General features: G+C 73.3%; 15 protein-coding genes and 1 tRNA gene. 5 read left to right on the top strand and 11 right to left on the bottom strand.

The genetic code is table 11. From position 1 onward, the window contains the following. Position 1: 1 nt before the first annotated feature. Complete coding sequence (ehuB, locus tag ACFUNE_RS02245) at positions 2-904, bottom strand: ectoine/hydroxyectoine ABC transporter substrate-binding protein EhuB (RefSeq protein ID WP_383561278.1); 903 nt, start codon at positions 902-904, stop codon at positions 2-4. 209 nt (positions 905-1,113) lie between these two features. Continuing rightward, entirely contained in the window at positions 1,114-2,082 is a 969-nt protein-coding gene (locus tag ACFUNE_RS02240; protein ID WP_383561277.1) for a D-2-hydroxyacid dehydrogenase, read from the bottom strand. Between the two features lie 181 nt (positions 2,083-2,263). Here ACFUNE_RS02240 and ACFUNE_RS02235 point away from each other — a divergent pair, with 181 nt between their 5' ends. Both ACFUNE_RS02235 and ACFUNE_RS02230 read left to right on the top strand, forming a co-directional pair. After that, on the top strand, positions 2,264-3,028 hold the full coding sequence (locus ACFUNE_RS02235) for a decarboxylase (protein ID WP_383561275.1): 765 nt from the start codon (positions 2,264-2,266) through the stop codon (positions 3,026-3,028). Positions 3,029-3,141: 113 nt separating this feature from the next. Continuing rightward, complete coding sequence (locus tag ACFUNE_RS02230; protein ID WP_383561273.1) at positions 3,142-4,242, top strand: LLM class flavin-dependent oxidoreductase; 1,101 nt, start codon at positions 3,142-3,144, stop codon at positions 4,240-4,242. Positions 4,243-4,314: 72 nt separating this feature from the next. Here the strand turns inward: ACFUNE_RS02230 and ACFUNE_RS02225 are convergent, their stop codons facing one another. Then, positions 4,315-6,207 carry a putative bifunctional diguanylate cyclase/phosphodiesterase gene (locus ACFUNE_RS02225; RefSeq protein WP_383561271.1) on the bottom strand — a complete coding sequence of 631 codons (1,893 nt, stop codon included), beginning with the start codon at positions 6,205-6,207 and terminating at the stop codon, positions 4,315-4,317. A gap of 424 nt (positions 6,208-6,631) precedes the next feature. Here ACFUNE_RS02225 and ACFUNE_RS02220 point away from each other — a divergent pair, with 424 nt between their 5' ends. Further along, positions 6,632-7,873, top strand: coding sequence for a M6 family metalloprotease domain-containing protein (locus ACFUNE_RS02220; protein WP_383561269.1), 1,242 nt, complete (start codon positions 6,632-6,634; stop codon positions 7,871-7,873). 58 nt (positions 7,874-7,931) lie between these two features. Here the strand turns inward: ACFUNE_RS02220 and ACFUNE_RS02215 are convergent. From ACFUNE_RS02215 to ACFUNE_RS02185, 7 genes are all read right to left on the bottom strand, one after another. Further along, a tRNA-Lys gene (locus ACFUNE_RS02215) sits at positions 7,932-8,005 on the bottom strand. Further along, positions 7,996-8,694 carry a hypothetical protein gene (locus ACFUNE_RS02210; RefSeq protein ID WP_383561267.1) on the bottom strand — a complete coding sequence of 233 codons (699 nt, stop codon included), beginning with the start codon at positions 8,692-8,694 and terminating at the stop codon, positions 7,996-7,998. The genes ACFUNE_RS02215 and ACFUNE_RS02210 overlap by 10 nt, the downstream gene beginning before the upstream one ends. Before the next feature lie 160 nt (positions 8,695-8,854). Continuing rightward, positions 8,855-9,196, bottom strand: a complete 342-nt coding sequence (locus ACFUNE_RS02205; protein ID WP_376367165.1) for a hypothetical protein — start codon at positions 9,194-9,196, stop codon at positions 8,855-8,857. Positions 9,197-9,269: 73 nt separating this feature from the next. Further along, entirely contained in the window at positions 9,270-10,604 is a 1,335-nt protein-coding gene (locus ACFUNE_RS02200) for an AAA domain-containing protein (RefSeq protein ID WP_383561265.1), read from the bottom strand. Continuing rightward, the gene (locus ACFUNE_RS02195) at positions 10,601-12,241 is read right to left on the bottom strand and encodes a hypothetical protein (RefSeq protein WP_383561263.1); all 1,641 of its coding nucleotides are present in this window, start codon (positions 12,239-12,241) and stop codon (positions 10,601-10,603) included. The genes ACFUNE_RS02200 and ACFUNE_RS02195 overlap by 4 nt, the downstream gene beginning before the upstream one ends. After that, complete coding sequence (locus tag ACFUNE_RS02190) at positions 12,232-13,416, bottom strand: hypothetical protein (RefSeq protein ID WP_383561261.1); 1,185 nt, start codon at positions 13,414-13,416, stop codon at positions 12,232-12,234. Before ACFUNE_RS02190 ends, ACFUNE_RS02195 begins: the two co-directional genes overlap by 10 nt. Beyond that, positions 13,313-14,260: a phosphatase PAP2 family protein gene (locus ACFUNE_RS02185; RefSeq protein ID WP_383561259.1), complete on the bottom strand. Its 948-nt coding sequence runs from the start codon at positions 14,258-14,260 to the stop codon at positions 13,313-13,315. Before ACFUNE_RS02185 ends, ACFUNE_RS02190 begins: the two co-directional genes overlap by 104 nt. 316 nt (positions 14,261-14,576) lie before the next feature. Between ACFUNE_RS02185 and ACFUNE_RS02180 the strand changes: the two genes are divergently transcribed. Further along, positions 14,577-15,173, top strand: a complete 597-nt coding sequence (locus tag ACFUNE_RS02180; RefSeq protein WP_383561256.1) for a histidine phosphatase family protein — start codon at positions 14,577-14,579, stop codon at positions 15,171-15,173. A gap of 159 nt (positions 15,174-15,332) precedes the next feature. Here ACFUNE_RS02180 and ACFUNE_RS02175 read toward each other — a convergent pair whose 3' ends face one another. Then, positions 15,333-16,688, bottom strand: coding sequence for a tetratricopeptide repeat protein (locus ACFUNE_RS02175; protein ID WP_383561255.1), 1,356 nt, complete (start codon positions 16,686-16,688; stop codon positions 15,333-15,335). Positions 16,689-16,940: 252 nt separating this feature from the next. Here ACFUNE_RS02175 and ACFUNE_RS02170 point away from each other — a divergent pair, with 252 nt between their 5' ends. Beyond that, positions 16,941-17,303, top strand: a complete 363-nt coding sequence (locus tag ACFUNE_RS02170; RefSeq protein ID WP_383561253.1) for a hypothetical protein — start codon at positions 16,941-16,943, stop codon at positions 17,301-17,303. The last annotated feature ends 23 nt before the right edge of the window (positions 17,304-17,326 follow it).

The raw sequence follows: 17,326 nt of genomic DNA, 5'->3' as shown, positions 1-17,326 counted from the left end.
GTCAGCCCTTGCACAGGTCGGCCGTCCTGAGCGTGGCCGGCGGGATCTCCGTCGCGCCGAAGCCGTACGGCTTCAGGAGTTCCACATAGCGGGACCTGTCGGAGACGATCTTCTTGAGCTCGCGGTCGAACGAGTCCCTCAGGTCCTCGTTGCCCTGGCGGAACACCGCGCCGCCCGGGGAGAACTGCTGCTTCCCTTCGAGCTCCGGCACGAAGGCCTCGGTGACCTCGGTGGCCGGGTTCGTCCTGGCGAGCCAGCGCAGCGAGATGCCGGTGAGCAGGAAGGCGTCGATCCGGCCGCCCTTGACCGCGTCCGCCCCGTCCTGCGGCTTCTGCAGCGTCTTGATCTTGTCCTCGGCGATGCCCGCGCCCTTGGCGTACGAGCCCTCCACGGCACCGGACATCACGCCGACGGTGACCCCGGCGGCCTTCGCGGACGCCAGGTCGGTGAGCTTCTCCGGGTTGCCCTTCTTCACCATCAGGGCGGTGGGGGAGATGAACTCCGGCTCGGAGAAGAGGGCGTTGGCGCAGCGCTCGGGGGTGATCGCCATGCCCGCGCTGACCACGTCGTACTTGCCCGCCTGGAGGCCGGGGATGAGGCCGTCCCACTCCGAGAGGGTGGGCTTCAGCTCGTCGACCCCGAGTGCCTTGAATATCTCCCGGTGAAGGGTGGGGGCCTCGCCCTTGAGCTCCTTGCCCTCCATGTAGCCGTACGGGGCCTCGTTGGCGTAGGCGACCCGGACGAAGCCCTGCTTGCGGAGCTTGTCCAGCGCACCCTCACCGTCCGCGGCGCCGGCGTCGGTCTTGCTGCACGCGGAGAGCAGGCCGGGGACGACGAGCAGACCTCCCACGGCCGCGGTTCGATTGAGGAAGCCCCGACGGGACAGGTGAGGGAAGTCAGCCATGGTTCGCAATCTCCTGGAGAAATCGGGGTGTCGAACAGTCCGGACAGGGTGAGCACCTGCCCGATCCCGGACACCTATGCAGGAAGCGCTGTCATGTAACCGAACGGTGGCCGGAGGGTGACCTTCCCGTGTCTCGTCGTGGGCGCAGGGCGACGACCGGTGTGCGGGGCGTGTTCCCGGCGCGGGGACCGTTCATGACTCGCCGTCATTCAGTCCTGTCGGGCGGGGATGTCCGGAGAAGGAATGTAACCGTGCTGTATGTCCACGGTGTTGGGGAGCGGCTCACCCGCCGCCCAGAGTTCGTACATCGACACGAACTGCTCACCCAGCCGGTCCCGCCAGCCGGCGGTGTCCCCGCTCATGTGCGGGGAGACCAGCAGCCCCGGAACGTCCCACAGCGGGCTGGACGGTCCCAGCGGTTCCTCCTGGAACACGTCGAGCGCGGCGCCCGCGATCCAGTGCCTGCGCAGCGCTTCGGCCAGGTCCTCCTCGACGGTCAGCGGGCCGCGCCCCACATTGACGAAGTGGGCGGAGGGCTGGAGCAGTCCGAAGAAGCGGGCGTCGAACATCCCGCGCGTCTCGTCCGTCAGCGGCGCCGCGCAGATCACCCAGTCCGCGCTCGCCGCCAGCCGGTCCAGGTCCTCGACGCCGTGGATCGTGCGGCGCGCCGTACGTCCGACGAGCGCCACCCGGACGCCCAGGCCGTGCAGCAGCCGCATGATCTCCCGGCCGATGGGGCCCGCACCGACGACCACGGCCCGGGTGCCGGCGAGCCCCCGGGTCTCCCGGTGGCGCCACGTGTGCTGCCGCTGGAGTTCCAGCGTGCGGGGGAGGTCCTTCGCGAAGGCGAGCACGAGCCCCGCGACGTACTCGGCGATCGGCAGCTCGAAGACACCGCGGGCGTTGGTGACGACCGTGGGGGAGGCGGCCAGCTCGGGGCAGAGCAGCCGGTCCACCCCAGCGCTCGCCGTGTGCACCCAGCGGGGTCGCGGCCCGTCGCCCGGCCAGGCTGCCCGGACGGCGCCGGAGGTGAAGTCCCAGACCAGCAGGACATCCGCGCCGGGCAGCTGCGCGGCCAGCGTCCGCTCGTCGGCGTACCGGACGGTGGCCCGGCCGGTGAGCCGGCCCAGGCGCGGTGACGGGTCGGTGTCCAGGACGAGGATCACGGGAGTGGTCATCAGGGACGACGCTCGCACCGGGGGGCACGCCCGTCAACCGGGCGTCGGCCCCACGGAAGAAACCGCTGGTCACGCCCGTTGCGGGCGACGATACGGGGCCATAAGGGGAATACTTGTCACAGGCAGGGGCACCGGTGACAGGAGTGCCGGCAGGGCATCCGGACCCACGGGAAGGATGGACATGACGACCGTAGGACTTCTTTACCCGGGCCACGCCGCGGAGGACGACTTCCCGCGGATCGAGGTCAAGCTCGACAGCGACATCAGACTGCCGCTCTTCCACACCGACATCGACGAGGACGCCCGGAGGGCGGAGAACCTCCGCGCGGCGGGCACGCCCGAGCGGCTGGCCGCCGGGGTCGAGGAACTGCGGATGGCCGGCGCCGAATCGCTGGTCTGGGCCTGTTCCGGCGGCAGTTTCGCCTATGGCTGGGACGGGGCGCACGAGCAGGCGGCGGAGCTGGCCAGGGCCGCCGGGCTTCCCGCGTCCAGCACGTCCATCGCCTTCGTCCACGCGGTGCGCGAGCTGGGTGCCTCGCGGGTCGCGGTCGCCGCGAGCTACTCCGAGGACATCGCCGCGCTGTTCGCCGGCTTCCTGGAGGCCGGGGGTGTCGAGGTGGCCGCCACCCGCGGCGGCGGCATCATCTCGGCGTCCGACGCGGCCGCGGCCGACGTGGAGCTCGTGAAGGAGCTGGCCGTGGCCGGGGACCATCCCGACGCCGAGGTCGTACTGCTCCCCGACAACGCCCTCCACACCGCCGCGTACGTCCCCGAGCTGGAGGAACTCCTCGGGAAGCCGGTCCTCACGGCCAACCAGGTAGCTGTCTGGGAAGGGCTCCGCCTCGCCGAACGCCGGATCTGGGCACCCACGCTCGGAACGCTGTTCGCGACCCGCGAGCCCCCGCTCGGCGCAACCGAGCCCAAGGGCATCGAAGTGCGGGAGTAGGCGTCCGGGGCGGCTCCGCGCGGGCCGCCGGGGCAGCCGTACGGGAATAAGCGGAGCCATCCTCCTGTTTGCACCCTCCGGTACACAGACGCAGCACCGGAGAGGCCGAACACGTGGACGAGAACCGAGGCGACGAGATTCGCGGCACGGCGAGCGGGACGGCTTCCGTCCCCTTGTCCGTGCTCGACCTGGTGACCGTGGGCCAGGGGCGCACCGCGACCCAGGCCCTGCGCACCAGCGTGGACATCGCCAAGCTCGCCGAGAGCCGCGGTTTCCACCGCTTCTGGGTCGCCGAGCACCACTCCATGCCCGGCGTGGCCTCCTCGTCCCCCGCCGTGATCCTGGCGCACCTGGCCGCACACACCGAGCGCATCAGGCTCGGCTCGGGTGGCGTGATGCTGCCCAACCACGCCCCGCTGGTGATCGCCGAGCAGTTCGGCACCCTGGAGGCCATGGCCCCCGGCCGGGTCGACCTCGGCCTCGGCCGGGCCCCCGGCACGGACGGCGCCACCGCGGCCGCCCTACGGCGTACCGACCGGCTGAACGAGGGCGCGGACGACTTCCCGCAGCAGCTGGCCGAGCTGACCCGCTTCCTGGACGACGACTTCCCGGACGGGCACCCCTACGCCCGTATCCACGCCGTCCCCGGACCCGTGCAGGCCACCTCGCCCGGCGGCGTCCAGTCGCCCGGACGGCCGCCCGTCTGGCTGCTGGGCTCCTCCGGCTTCAGCGCCCGGCTCGCCGGCGTCCTCGGACTGCCCTTCGCGTTCGCCCACCACTTCTCGTCGCGCAACACCGTCCCGGCCCTGGACCTGTACCGGGAGTCCTTCAAGCCCTCCGCGGTGCTCGACGCCCCCTACGCCCTGATCGGGGTCGCGGCGCTGGCGGCCGACGACGAGCGCGAGGCGCGGCGCCAGGTGCTCACCGGCGCCCTGTCCATGGTCCGGCTGCGCACCGGACGCCCGGGCCTCGTGCCGACCCCCGAGGAGGCGGAGGCGCACGACTTCAGCCCCATGGAGCGCGAATTCGTCGACGGCTGGCTGAAGGACATCGTCCACGGCACGGCGGACGAGGTCCGCAGCGGACTGGACGACCTGGCCAAGCGGACCGGTGCCGACGAGCTGATGATCACGGCGAACGCGCACGGCGGCGAGGCCAGGCTGCGCTCGTACGAACTGATCGCGGACGCGTACGGGCTGCCCCGGGCGGTCTGACCACCCACGTCCGGACCGCCGGAGGGCAGTTCGGCCCTCCGACGGCCCGGGCCTGGCCAGCCTCCGGCTCGATCAGCCCTCCGGCGGCCTCGTGCCGATCAGTTCGGCGATCCGCTCCGGGGCGACCGCCCGCGAGTACAGCCACCCCTGCCCCGTGTCACAGCCGATCCGGCGCAGCCGCTCCGCCTGGCCCGAGGTCTCCACGCACTCCGCGGTGACCGTCAGGCCCAGGCGGTGCGCCAGCTGCACCATGGCCTCGACGATCGTCTCGTCGGCCGGGCTGGGGTGCGCGCCGTCCTCGTAGCGGAAGCCGCGCACGAAGGAGCCGTCCAGCTTCAGCACGGAGACGGGGAGCCGGCTCAGGTAGGCGAGGTTGGAGTAGCCCGTGCCGAAGTCGTCGATCGCGATACGGACGCCCATGTCGCTGAGCGCCTGAAGGACCCGCAGCGGCCGGCCCGACGATCCCATCACCGCCGATTCGGTCAGCTCCAGTTGCAGCAGGCCGGGTTCGAGCCCGGTCTCGGCGAGGATCTCCGCCACGTCGGCGACCAGGTCGGCGTCCCGGACCTGCCGCACGGCGACGTTGACGCTGATGAACAGCGGTGGCTCGTCCGGGTGTTCCAGCTGCCAGCGCCGGGCCTGGCGGCAGGCCGTGCGCAGCACCCACCGGCCGAGCTGGACGATCGTGCCGTCCTCCTCGGCGATCGGGACGAACCGGCTCGGCGCCAGCAGCCCGAACCGCGGGTGATTCCACCGCACCAGGGCTTCCACGCCCCGTACGACCTCGTCCGCCATGCCGACCAGCGGCTGGTACTCCAGCGTGAACTCCCCGCGCTCGACGGCCGGGCGGAGCGTGGAGGAGAGCGCCTGCCTGGTCATCCGGTGCGCGTTGCGCTCGGGATCGAAGAGGGTCCACCGGGCACGGCCGTCGGCCTTGGCCCAGTACAGCGTGGTGTCCGCCGCCTGCATGAGGGCGGTGGCCGAGGTGCCGGCCGACGAGCGCTCCACCACCCCGATCGACGCGGAGACCGACAGCCGGTGCCCGGCCACCTCGAACGGCTGCTGGAGGGCGGTGAGAATCGAGCGGGCGAGCTCGGTGAGCTGGTGCGTACCGGCGGAGTCGTCCACCAGGATCGCGAACTCGTCCCCTCCGAGGCGTGCCACGAGATGGCCGCCGGTGCGGTGGTCGTCCGCCTCGGCGCAGTCGGTGAGCCGTCCGGCGACGGCGGCGAGCAGCCGGTCGCCGGTGCGGTGCCCCAAGGTGTCGTTGACCGCCTTGAAGCCGTCGATGTCCAGGTAGCAGAGACCGATCCGGCCCTGGCGGGGAGACGAACCGTCCTGGAGGGACGAACCGTCCCGAGGCTGCGAACCGTCCCTGAGCGGCGAACCGTCCCGGGGCGGCGTGCTCTCCAGGGCGGCGGCGAGCCGCTCGAAGAACAGCGTGCGGTTGGGCAGCCGGGTCACGGGATCGTGCATCCGCAGGTGGCGCAGCCGCTCCAGCAGCTCGCGCCGGTCGCTGACGTCGGCGACGGTCAGCAGCACACGGCCCGCACCGGCCGCCTGGTCGCCCATCGGCGCGACCGTGACCTCCGCCCACAGCGGCCGTCCGTCGCTGTGCTTGAGCCGCCGGGTGCAGCGGAGCCGGGGGCGGGTGCCGCGCAGGACCTCGGTGTACGCCTGCCAGGTGGGACTGTCCGAGGTGAGACCGACGAGCTCCGCCGCGAGCCCGCCGGTCAGGGACGCGGGGTCGGCGCCGAGCAGCCCGCCCAGTGCGTCGTTCGGCCTGACGATCCGGCCGAGGTGGTCGACGACGGCCATGGGGAGTGCGGCGGCGGCGAACGCCGCCCGGTATTCGCGCAGCTCGGAGAGGTCCGACCCCGGATGATCACGTTGCGTGACGTCCGGTGGCCCGGCGCCGGGGGACGCGCCCGTCCGGGACGTCGGCCCTTCGGAGGTTCCGCTCACCGCTCGCTCCCGCTGTGCAGATCGTCAAGAACAGGTGTGGCCGGGCAGGGGCGTGGAGTGGAGCGCCGCGCCGGAGGCGGGAACCACGCAGGAAAACGAGGTGAAGCATAGAGGGTGGCGCACCGGCCGTACCAACGCGCCCGCCGTTTCGGACACGCGGCACGCGCATGGCCCACGTCTTTTCCGACGCCTGTCCGGCAGAGAGCTCCCTCATGCATTTTGACCATAGATGATTAGTTTTGAGCTGATCTGGTGCTTTCGGGATTTCGGGTGAGCGAATGTGACTTTCCGTGAGGCTGATCATCGCGCCTCGGATGATCGGTCCTGACCCGGCTGACCCGTGTGGGGCAGCACAACAGGGCGTGCGCAGCCGAACCGGCACAGGGTGAGGGGGAAGTCCCGCATTCGCCACCCGGAGGTAGATGTGCCGCGTCAGCACAGATCCGGGGGAGTGGGGAGGCCGAGTCTGCGCAGTGCGGCGGCCGCTCTCACCTCCCTCCTGGCGCTCGCCGCGACCGGGCTCGTGGCCGGCCCCGCCGTGGCGGCCTCGCGTGACGCGGGACCGTGCGCCCTGCCCAGGACGGGGGCGCACCACTCGCTCGGCCTCGACACCTGGAACGACGCCTACCCGCGCCCCGGCCGGGGCCTCGACGCGGTCATGGTCTTCCTCTCGTTCACCGACTCCGAGCCCGTCGTGTCCCCCGCGGTGCTGGCCGCCGACTACTTCCCCTCGACCACCCGCTTCTTCCAGCGTGCCTCGTACGGGAAGTTCACCCTGCGCGCCCACCCGCAGCGGCAGTGGACCCACATGCCGCACCCGTCCACCTGGTACGGCATACAGCGCGACTGGGGCTCGGAGCGCCGCAGCGCCTACCTGCGCGACGCGATCGAGGCCGCCGACGAGCAGACCGACTTCTCCGCGTACGACATCGTCTACCTCGTCGCCGACCCCGACGCGCCCGGAGTCGACTCCGACGCCACCAAGGTCGTCAACTTCGACCGGCCGGTGCGCGCCGACGGGACGGACATCAGGCGCGTCGTCACCGTCTTCGAGGAGCACCCGCCGGACCGGAACGTCCTCGCGCACGAGACCGGACACGTCTTCGACCTGGCGGACCTCTACCACCGGCCGGAGGACGGCAAGGGCGACTGGGACACCTACGTCGGCGACTGGGACGTGATGGGAAGCCAGTTCGGTCTGTCCCCGGACCTGTTCGGCTGGCACAAGTGGAAGCTCGGCTGGCTGGAGGGCGAGGAGGTCGTCTGCGTGCAGGGGGCAGCGGACCTCACCCTGGAGCCCATGGCGGAGGTGCCCGTGCCGGGCGCGTCCATCGGGACCCGGCTCGCGGTCGTCAGGACCGGTGCGGACAGCGCGCTGGCCATCGAGGCCCGCAGCGCCACGGGCAACGACCGGACGACCTGCACCGAGGGCGTGCTCGTCTACCGCATCCGCAACGCGACCCCGTCCGGCGGCGGCCCGGTCGAGGTCCTGGACACCCACCCCGAGTCCGACGCCTGCTGGGACCGGTCGGTCTACCCGCCCCTCGCGGACGCCCCGCTCCGGGAGGGGGAGCGCTTCACCGTGCCGGGCGAACGCATCCGTATCGACGTCGTCGACCGGACGCGGTCGGGAGCCTGGACCGTCCGGGTCACCACAGGCGCCTGACGTCCCGGGCGGGAACACGAAGAAGCCCCTCGCTTCCGCGAGGGGCTTCTTCCGTCTGTGCGCCGTCAGGGACTCGAACCCCGGACCCGCTGATTAAGAGTCAGCTGCTCTAACCAACTGAGCTAACGGCGCCTGGTGACGTCGTAGACATTAGCACCCGGATCGGCGGGAGGAAAAATCGAATTCCCGGTGGTCGACGGGGCCGCCGACCTGCCCACTCTCACGCAGGCCCACAGCAGTACGTCCGGGCCCGGCAGCCAGGGGTTCCGGGTGTCCGGGGCGACCACCCAGCGGGGCCCGCCGGCGCCCGCCCCGCCGGTCAGTGGCGGGACGGTGACCGCGTCACCCGTGCCGTGGCAGAGCACCGGCGGCAGGGCGCCCTGGTGCCCGCGCGCACCGTCGGCGGAGCCCGTGCCCCACTCCTCCCAGGCCAGCAGGGACGGCAGGCGCTGGGCTGTGCCCGGGGAGGCGAACAGCAGCATCCTGCCCCGGTGCGTGGCGACCGGGCCGGACCCGGGGCCCTCCGCCCAGAGCCGCTCCAGCATGCGCCTGCCGAACAGGGCGGGCACGTTCACGACGTCGAACGAGGAGCCGCAGGGCAGCACCCCCGGGGAGGTGGGCCGCGTCTCCCACTGCGAGAGCGTGCTGCGCGGGTAGGGCGAGGCGCCCGCCAGCCAGGCCGCTCCGGACGCGGTTACCTGGGCGGCCCCGTCGTCGGCCCGGTGGTCGGCGCGGTCCCGCAGCAGGGCGAAGATGTCGACGCCGTGGTGCGGGGCGGCATCGGCCCGCAGAGTCGTTTCGTCGTTCAGCCATGCGCTCATGACGTCATGTCTACCGGCAGTTACGCTGCTGTCCCTCAGAGTTGCCGAAAGTCGGACAAGGCGTGGGCCGGCGGGGTATCTTGCCCGACGGCATATGCCACAGGTGTACCCGCAGTGACGGACGCGGGAGCGGCGGCGGAGGCCTCCGTCCCGCCTGAGGTCAGGGCGCGGGGTCGTTCAGCAGGGACCGGCCGAACTCGATCATCTTCTTGGCGTAGTCCTCGGTCCACTCCGCCCGCGCGGCTATGTCCGCGGCCGTGAGCCGGTCGAACCGGCGTGGGTCCGCGAGCTGGGCGGCGGCCACGGCCTGGAACTCCACGGCCCGGTCGGTCGCCGCCCGGAAGGCGAGCGTCAGCTCCGTCGCGCGGGCCAGCAGCTCCTTCGGGTCCTCCATCGACTCCAGGTCGAAGAAGTGCTCCGGATCCGCTGCCGCCTCCGACGGCTCGAAGAGCAGCGGTGCCGGACGCAGCCTCTGCCGCTCGTTCCGCTCGGGCTGTGCCATGTGGTGTTCCTCCCTCGTACGGCCGGACGGCCACCTTCCATTGTCCAGCCCGGCGCAAGAGCGCTTCCCAGGATCAGGGCGTCCAATGCACGCGGTGCTCGGCGAGGTGGGCCAGCACCGCGTGGTTCGCCTCCCACCCGTCGGGGAACTTCACCGTCACACCCAGCTGGACCGGCTCCGTCGACGGGTGCTCGTCCAGCAGGTCGGCGACGCCCGCGCGGCACACCACGACGCACGCGTGCCGGTGCCGTGAGGCCAGCACGCACAGCCGTCCCGTCTCCAGGTGGAACGCCGTGGCGTCCGGCCGGCCCGACAACGGGTGCAGCACCACGGTCACGTCGAACTCGCGGCCCTGGAGGCGGTTCGCCGTGTCCACCGCCACGCCCGTCACACCCAGCTCCGCGAGAGCCGCCCGCACCGCGGCGGCCTGGTCGCGGTGGGCCGTGCCGACCGCGACCCGCTCCGCCGTCACCGGGACAGGGCCGGAAGCCCGCTCGCTCGTCGCCGCGCCGCCCCGGTCCAGCAGCCTCCGGACCACCTGGGCCACGGCCCGGACCGCCTCCGGGTCCGTGCGCGGGGTGTGCCGGGCCGGCAGCTCCAGCAGTCCCCAGCCGGACTCCGCGGCCTCGTCCAGCACCCGGTCAGGGCCCGAACCGTCCGAGGGCACACCGAACGACAGGTGCCGGTCGCCGTGGTCCGTACCGCTGCGGAACGGGGTGTACGGGTAGAAGGCGTCCGAGACCAGCGGCGCCGCCGACGCGGGCAGCCGCCACGACACCGGCAGCCGGTGCTGCGGCAGCTCCGGATTGTGCGCGAGCAGGGTCGAGACGGCGCTCGCCGAAGGGTCGTACGAGAGGCCCGCCCACTGGTCGGCGCCCACGATCGAGAAGGGGTCCAGCTGACCCGGGTCCCCGACGAACAGCGCCCGCTCGAACAGCCCGGCCACGGCCAGCAGGGCGTCCGACCGCATCTGGTACGCCTCGTCGACGATCGCGTGCCCCCACGGCTCCACGTTCTTCACGTGGCCCCACTTCGCGGCCGTGGAGATGACGATGTCCAGCCCTGCCAGATCCGCCGCCTTCGCCGACTTCCGTACGTTGTCCAGGCCGTCCAGGACCTTGTCGTACGGGTCGGAGTCGCTGCTGTGCAGACGGCCCACCGGCAGCTCGGGAGCCTTCTCGGCCAGCCGCACCACCAGGTCGTCGACCTGGGCGTTGGTCTGCGCCACCACCATCAGCGGGCGGCCCGCCGCGGCCAGCTCCAGGGCGGCCCGCACCACCAGCGTCGACTTCCCCGCGCCCGGCGGCGAGTCCACCACGATGCCGCGCGCCGAACCGCGCAGGGTGTCGGCGAGGATCGCGTCGGTGGCCCGGGCCGCCGCGGCACCCGGGTCGAGAACGGATGTCACAGGAGGTCCTCCGCGGTCACGGGGTCGGGCCGTTCGGCAGGTCCGCCGCCGGCGCCCGCGCCCGGCGGGCCGCCGTGGGTCCACGGGGTGTCCTCCGGGTCGGGCAGCTTCGGACCGCCGCGCTGGTCGTGCTCGAAGAGGGTCCAGGCGATGCGGTCGCCGGGCTCGGGCACCGAACCGGGGGCGGGCTCCTTGCTCCGGCCCATCCGGTCCGTGATCCGCAGGACCAGGTGCACCGGGCCGACCTCCTCGGCGTCCGTGGAGGCCTCGGAGTCCGCCACCGCGTACCGGACGAACTCCGCCGTCTGGGGCTTGCCGTCCAGCGAGCGGTAGACCTTGGTCCGCTCGCCCAGGTGCGGGCGCTCGTCGGTCCGCACCGTAACCAGGGGGCGCGGGGAGGGCCGCTTCGACTCGCTGTACGCCATCTCCACCTCCGTCACCTCCGCGACGAACGCCTCGCCCGCCAGCCGGCGCCCAGCCAGCACCAGCGGATCGTCGAGCGCCTCCTGGGCGTCCAGCTGTGCCTGGGCCGTCTCCCGCGAGGCCAGCTTCTGCGCCGCCGTCACCGCGTCGTCCCGGCGCGGCTGCGGGGGCTCGCCCGCCCGCACCCGGTCCCGGTGCGCCGTGAACGACCACCGGTCCCTCGTCCAGCGGTCCTCGGAGCGCGAACCCCCGGGCAGCTCCCCCAGCAGGTCGAGCCCCCGCCACACCGCGTCCCAGGTGGGCAGCAGCACCCCCGCGAGCAGCGATCTGATCTCCCGCTCGGCACTCGTCAGCTCGCCGAGCCGGGTGTCGGCGTCGAGGCCGTCCTCCGCGGCGGCGTGCGCGGTGCGTGCCCGGTCGTACCGCTCGATCGCGGGCGCCAGCAGCCTGTTGTCGAAGGCCGGATCCGTCGCCGGTCCGGCGGGCGGGCAGACCAGCTGACCCGCGCGGTCCCGCTCCAGCTCCGCCCGGAGCGCCGCCTCCGCACCCGACCCGCCGTCCGGCGGGTCGACCCAGGCGAGCAGCGCCCCGAGGTGCTGGTCCTCCAGGCTGCTCTGCCCCGTCGCCCAGTGGCGGTTCAGCAGATCGGTCGCGGCCAGCAGCAGCGAGGAACCGGGCACCCTGGCCCGCTCCCCGTAGTGCGTCAGCCAGCGGCCGAGCAGCGGCACGCGGGCGGGAGCCGGGTAGGGGGTGTCAGGGTCGTCCTCGGCCGTACGCCGGAAGCGCATGGACCGCCCGAGCAGCCGTACGAAGTCGATGCCGGCCCTGCTGGGCACGATCAGCTGGGCCGCGTCCGCGCACAGCTCGACCTCGACCTTGACCTTCTTGCCGGTCGCGGGATCGATCTCGCTGCGCTCGGCGGGCTCGACGACGTCGGCGTACTCCTCGATGTGCGGCAGCACCGCCTCGGCCAGCTCGGCGAGGAACGCGAACCGCAGGTCGCGGTCGCGCGGCTGGGCAACCGCCAGCAGCCGGGGCGCCGCGCGGTCCGTGCCCACGAGCGCGCCGAGCGGGGCGCCCGCCTCGCCGGCGGTCGTCAGCGGCACCAGCACGAGCGGGCGTGAGGTCAGGTGGCGGTGGCGCACGGTGGCCAGCGGCTGGGCCCGCCCGCTGTCGACCGCCTCGAGCCGGGCGAGGGTGCTGATCAGTGACATGGAACGCCGCCGTCCACGCCGGCCAGGGCCTCGGCCCGCAGGGCGGCGGCCCTGCGCAGGGCCGCCACCGTCGGGTCCGCCGGGTCGCCCTCCTTGCCGGCCGCGGCGGCGAGGACCCCGGCGACCGTCGTCAGGCCCCCGAGCTCGCCCCGCACGCTCCGGCCCAGCGACTCCACCGCACCCTCCGCGCGGGCCTTCGCCCGGCAGTGGAAGGCCAGCTCGCACGCGGCCAGGCACTCGGGGGCGTACGCGGCGGGCACCGCTTCGACGGCGCTGCCGAGCTCCTCGGGAGAGCGGCCCGGGTCGAAGGTGGCGCCCTCGGGCAGGGCCGCAGCGATGTCCTCGACGCGGGTCAGCCTGGTCAGCTGGCGGCTGGTGACGGCGCGCTGCTTGCGGACGTCCACGACCGAGGCGGTCGGCAGGTTGGAGAAGTCCTTCGGGCAGACCAGCAGGACCCGGTGCCCGACCTCGGCCCCCTCGGTCACCGAGGCGATCCGCTCCAGCGCCAGGACGTAGACGGCGGACTGCCGGGCCGCCGCACCGACCTTCGCGGCGTCCGCGGAGCTGTCGATCATGGGGAAGGACTTGATCTCGACGACCGTCCAGGTGCCGTCGGGGTGCACCACCACGGCGTCCGGCTCCAGGTAGGCGGGCGATCCCGCGACCTCCAGGGCCAGCATCGGATGGTCGAGCAGCGCCCAGCCGCCCGCCGCCGTGGCCTCGCGCAGCGCCAGCGCCGTACGCGCGGCGCGGCCCTCGGGGCCGGCGGCCGTCAGATCGGGGACCGTGGCCTCGGCCGGTGCTTCGGCACCGCCGCCGAGCTGTTCGAACAGGAGGCGCAGCAGCTCCGTACCGCCGTCGGCCTTGACCTTCGCCTCGAAGGCGTTGCCCCGCACGAACGCGAACTGGGACTGGCCGAACGCCGCGGGGGAGCCCAGAGCGGTGGCCAGCACGGCCTTGTCGACGCCCGCGCCGTCGAGCAGGGCGCGCCGCTTGCATCCCGGGTTCGCGGCGAGCGCGGCCAGCGCGCGTGCGTCGAGCGGATGCGGTGCGACGGACGGGCCGCGCAGCTCAGCGAGCCGCTGCCGGAGCGTCGTCGTCGGCTTCGGCCGCGGACCGGGGGCGCGCGTCGCTGGAATCTGCGGAGGCGGTCCGCCGGCCGGGTATTCGCTCACCCGCGGAAGTCTTGCATCCGTCACTGACAATCGTGGAGTCCGCGGGGGTGAGCGATGCGGGCGCCTGTGCGAACATCGCCCGGACCCGGTCCTTGACCCGGTCCGCGATCCGCATGATCGGCCTGGTCAGCAGGGCGCCGACGGCCATCACGGCGGCACCGGCCACGGCGTCGAGGAAATAGTGATTCGCCGTGCCCATGACCACGAGCACGGTCACCAGCGGATAGGCGACGCCCGCGGCCCGGACGAGCGGGTGGCGACCGTGGCGCCACAGCAGGACGCCGCACCACACGGCCCAGCCCACGTGCAGACTCGGCATCGCCGCGTACTGGTTGGTCATCCCGCTGAGTCCGCGCGGGGCGCTCGCGCCGGCGCCCCACCAGCCGTACGAGCTGTACTGCGCCATCGTGTCGACGAAACCGTGGTGGGCGTCGAGGAGCCGGGGCGGACAGGTCGGCATCAGCGTGAAGCCGATCAGCCCGAGGAAGGTGGAGGTCATCAGCCAGGTACGGGCCGCCCGGTAGGCGGCGGTACGGCGCCGGAGGATCCAGACCAGGATCGCCGGGGTGACCAGGTAGTGCAGCGACGCGTACGCGAAGTCGGCCGGTATCCCGAGCGAGGGGTGGTCGGTCAGCAGCCGGTTGAGCGGGTGCTCGGCGTTGAGGTGCAGCGCCTTCTCCAGGCGGAGTATCGCGAGGCCGTGCTCCACGGCCGCGGGTATGTCCTCCCGGACCAGCAGCCGGCCCATCGAGTAGAGCCCGTACACCACCGCGATCAGCGGCAGCTCCGTCCACCAGCGGGGCCTGTGACCCGGGGGCGGTGTCACGGCGATGGTGTGCGGCATCCGGTAGCTCTCCCCATGTTCATGCGGTCGACGGCGGGCGTTCAACCGTACGGCGGTCGTATGCCCTGATTTCCCTCGGGTCCACGTCCCTGGCGGACCGGCCCCGGTCATGCGCTGGAAGGGACGCGGGCGTCGCCCCGCGGGTTGCCCGTGGACCCTGTGCGGGATGATGGGACCGGGGTCTCCGCCCGCACCGGTCCCCAGCCGGCCGCCCGCGTCCGCCACCCCGTCGCCGTCCCGGACACCGCTGTCCCGGACCCACCAGATCCTAGGGTCCCCGGATCTTCGGATCTCAGTATTTTCAGGGAGAGCCGTCATGGCACCGCGAATCCTGCTCGCCCGGCACGGCCAGACACAGTGGTCGGTCCAGGGCAATCACACCGGCAGGACCGACATCCCCCTCCTCGACACCGGCCGCGAGGGCGCCAAGCTCCTCGGCGAGCGGCTGCACAGGCAGCCCTGGGGCGGCCTGCCCGGCGTGGAGGTGCGGACCAGCCCGCTCGTCCGGGCCGCCGAGACCTGCGCGATCGCCGGCTTCGGCGACCGGGCCCAGCCGTGGGACGCGCTGATGGAGTGGGACTACGGGGACTACGAGGGCCTGACCCCCGCGCAGATCAAGGCGGACCGGCCCGACTGGCTCATCTGGCGGGACGGGGTCCCCGGGGGCGAGACCCTGGCGGAGCTGACGGCCCGGGCGGACGAGGTCGTCGCGTGGGCGCGGTCGGCCGAGCGTGACGTGCTGGTCTTCGCCCACGGGCACATCCTGCGGGCGATCGGCGCGCGGTGGCTGGGCGAGGACGTCTCCTTCGCGGCGCGGATCCGCCTGGAGCCGACCTCGCTGTCGGTGCTGGGCTGGGCGTACGGCATGCCGGCGCTGGAACGGTGGAACGACACGGGCCACCTGGACCGCTGAGGGCCGTCCGCCATGGATCCGGACCGCTGAGGCTGTCCCGCCAGGGATGACGGGACAGCCGCGGAGCCCCGGTCCGGAGCGGCCGGGGCTGATCCTGCGGGCACGGTCCGGGGCCGCCTCCGCGGGCACGGGCGGGAGCGGAGGAGCCGGCCGGGCCCGTCAGGTGACGGGCGGGAGTTCCTCGTAGCGGGCCAGCAGCGCGGCCACCTCCGGACCGCCCTGCGGCCGGAGCACCCGGACGGCGCTCGACAACATGCCCCGGATCCGCGAGGACTGCACCCGGTCCAGCAGGTCCAGCACCTCGTGGCCCGCCGCGGACGCCTCGTCGGCCGTGCCCGCCCGCGCCAGGTCGCCGGCGAGCTGCGCGCGGTACAGCGCCAGATTGCGGGTGAAGTGCGGATCCTGGAGCCGGGTCGCCCGCCGGCCGTGCCGCGCCGCCCGCGGCCAGTCACCCAGCGCAGACCAGCACTGCGCCTCCAGCAGCTCCAGCTCCGCCTCCCGGAAGAAGCTCATCCACTCCGGGTCCGCCTCGCTCGGTCCGCGTCCGAAGGCCGTGTGCGCCCGCACGATCGCCTGCTCGCACCCCGTACGGTCGCCTAGCCACGCCCTGGCCCCCGCCTCCCGGAGCGCCAGCAGGGCCAGCAGCCGCGGTGAGCCGAGCGGGCGGGCCGCCCGCTGGCCGGCCTCGGCGGCACGGACCGCCTCGCGGGCCCGTCCCGTGTCGCGCGCGAGGAAGGACGCGTTGCAGAACGCGTGTGCCTCCAGCGCGGCGTCCCCGGCCAGCCGCGCCGTCGCCAGCGCCTCCGCGTAGTGGGAGCGCGCGTCGTCGAAGCGCCCCGAGTCGTGGGCCAGCCAGCCGACCGAGATCGCCAGCTCACCGGCGCCGGCGTGCAGCCGGTCGGCCGTGCTGCGCCGGGTCGTGGTCCCGGCGTCGAGCAGGGCGTACGCCGCCCGGAGAGGCTGGGAGGCCCGCCGGTAGAGGCCGTCCGCGCCGTGCCGGTCGTCGAGCAGCCGGATCTGGCGCACCGCCTTCTCCACGGCGCTCACCTCGGCCTCGCCGACGCGGCGTTGCGGGGGGACGCCGAGGGGGCCCGCGGCGGCCGGCCGGCCGGCCAGGCCCAGGGACGCGGCTGCCACCGTGGTGGTGCCGCTGGTCATGAACACGCGACGCAGCACGTCGCTCTCCTCGTGGATGTCGCTGTCGAGCGCGGGGGGTGTGTGGGGAGGGGGGCCGGGTGCGGTGCGGGCCCCCCGGCCGCGCACGCTCTCGCGGGCCGAGAAGCCCAGGTCCTCGAGGCTCGCCCCGGGGAACATGTGCAGGAACACCCGTTCGTACGCGTAGTTGGGACAACGGATCTCGCCGGACTCCACGCGCCCGACGTACCGGGCGTCGCACGCGACCTGTTCACCGATCTCGCGGGCGGCCCTGCGGACCGCGGCCGCGAACTCTCCGGCGGAGCGCTGTCCGCGCAGCCGCCGGAAGGCGAGGTTGGGAACTGCCCGTGTCGACACCATGGCGGGGCCCTCTCTGGTGCAGCCGGGCTCCTGCTTCCGGTGTCCCGGCGGAGCAAGAACGTACCTGCTGTGACAGGACGCACACGCAGCGTTTACCTATAAACCAGACATCTCGCCCGTGATCCGCCATGAACTGCCACCCTTTGCGGCGGCGTGCCGCCGTAGCCCTTGACGCCGTCGGCGCGTTGGTCCATGCGAAGACGGGCGTGGTCCTGTCTCGTCGAGACGAGAGGAGGGGTTCCCTTGCCTCACATGGGTCCGGAAACCACACCGTGCGATCTGGTGACCGTCCCGGCGCGTCAGGGCCTGGAGGCCGTGGACATCCTGCGCAGGGGATCGGACAACGACCCCGTCGGCCCGGTCCTGCACGACGGGGCCTGCGCCGTCCTCGGCTTCCTGGTGCCGCCCGGCACGGCGGAGGCGTGGGACGTGCCCGGCAGCGCCTGTACGCGGACGGACGGCCGTGGGCTCCGCCTCCCCGCCGAGCCGCCCGCCATCGGAGGAGGCTGGCTCCTGCCGCCCGCCGCGGAGAACCCGGTCACCGACCCGGCCGTCCTCCGGGCGGCCCTCGACCAGGCGGCCCGGCTCATCGAGGCGGCCGACAACTGCCGCTGAGTCCATAATGGCCGGGTGGGCGG

This window comes from Streptomyces sp. NPDC057287 (genome assembly GCF_042667905.1).
GTDB lineage: Bacteria > Actinomycetota > Actinomycetes > Streptomycetales > Streptomycetaceae > Streptomyces.
This window is presented reverse-complemented; position numbering and strand designations above follow the sequence as displayed.

What these genes read in the sequence shown, in the direction of transcription:
- ACFUNE_RS02170 (WP_383561253.1), top strand. Translation starts at nt 16,941, where the DNA reads ATGGGTCCGGAAACCACACCGTGCGATCTGGTGACCGTCCCGGCGCGT.
- ehuB (WP_383561278.1), bottom strand. Translation starts at nt 904, where the DNA reads ATGGCTGACTTCCCTCACCTGTCCCGTCGGGGCTTCCTCAATCGAACC.
- ACFUNE_RS02205 (WP_376367165.1), bottom strand. Translation starts at nt 9,196, where the DNA reads ATGGCACAGCCCGAGCGGAACGAGCGGCAGAGGCTGCGTCCGGCACCG.
- ACFUNE_RS02235 (WP_383561275.1), top strand. Translation starts at nt 2,264, where the DNA reads ATGACGACCGTAGGACTTCTTTACCCGGGCCACGCCGCGGAGGACGAC.
- ACFUNE_RS02185 (WP_383561259.1), bottom strand. Translation starts at nt 14,260, where the DNA reads ATGCCGCACACCATCGCCGTGACACCGCCCCCGGGTCACAGGCCCCGC.
- ACFUNE_RS02180 (WP_383561256.1), top strand. Translation starts at nt 14,577, where the DNA reads ATGGCACCGCGAATCCTGCTCGCCCGGCACGGCCAGACACAGTGGTCG.
- ACFUNE_RS02240 (WP_383561277.1), bottom strand. Translation starts at nt 2,082, where the DNA reads ATGACCACTCCCGTGATCCTCGTCCTGGACACCGACCCGTCACCGCGC.
- ACFUNE_RS02195 (WP_383561263.1), bottom strand. Translation starts at nt 12,241, where the DNA reads ATGTCACTGATCAGCACCCTCGCCCGGCTCGAGGCGGTCGACAGCGGG.
- ACFUNE_RS02210 (WP_383561267.1), bottom strand. Translation starts at nt 8,694, where the DNA reads ATGAGCGCATGGCTGAACGACGAAACGACTCTGCGGGCCGATGCCGCC.
- ACFUNE_RS02175 (WP_383561255.1), bottom strand. Translation starts at nt 16,688, where the DNA reads ATGGTGTCGACACGGGCAGTTCCCAACCTCGCCTTCCGGCGGCTGCGC.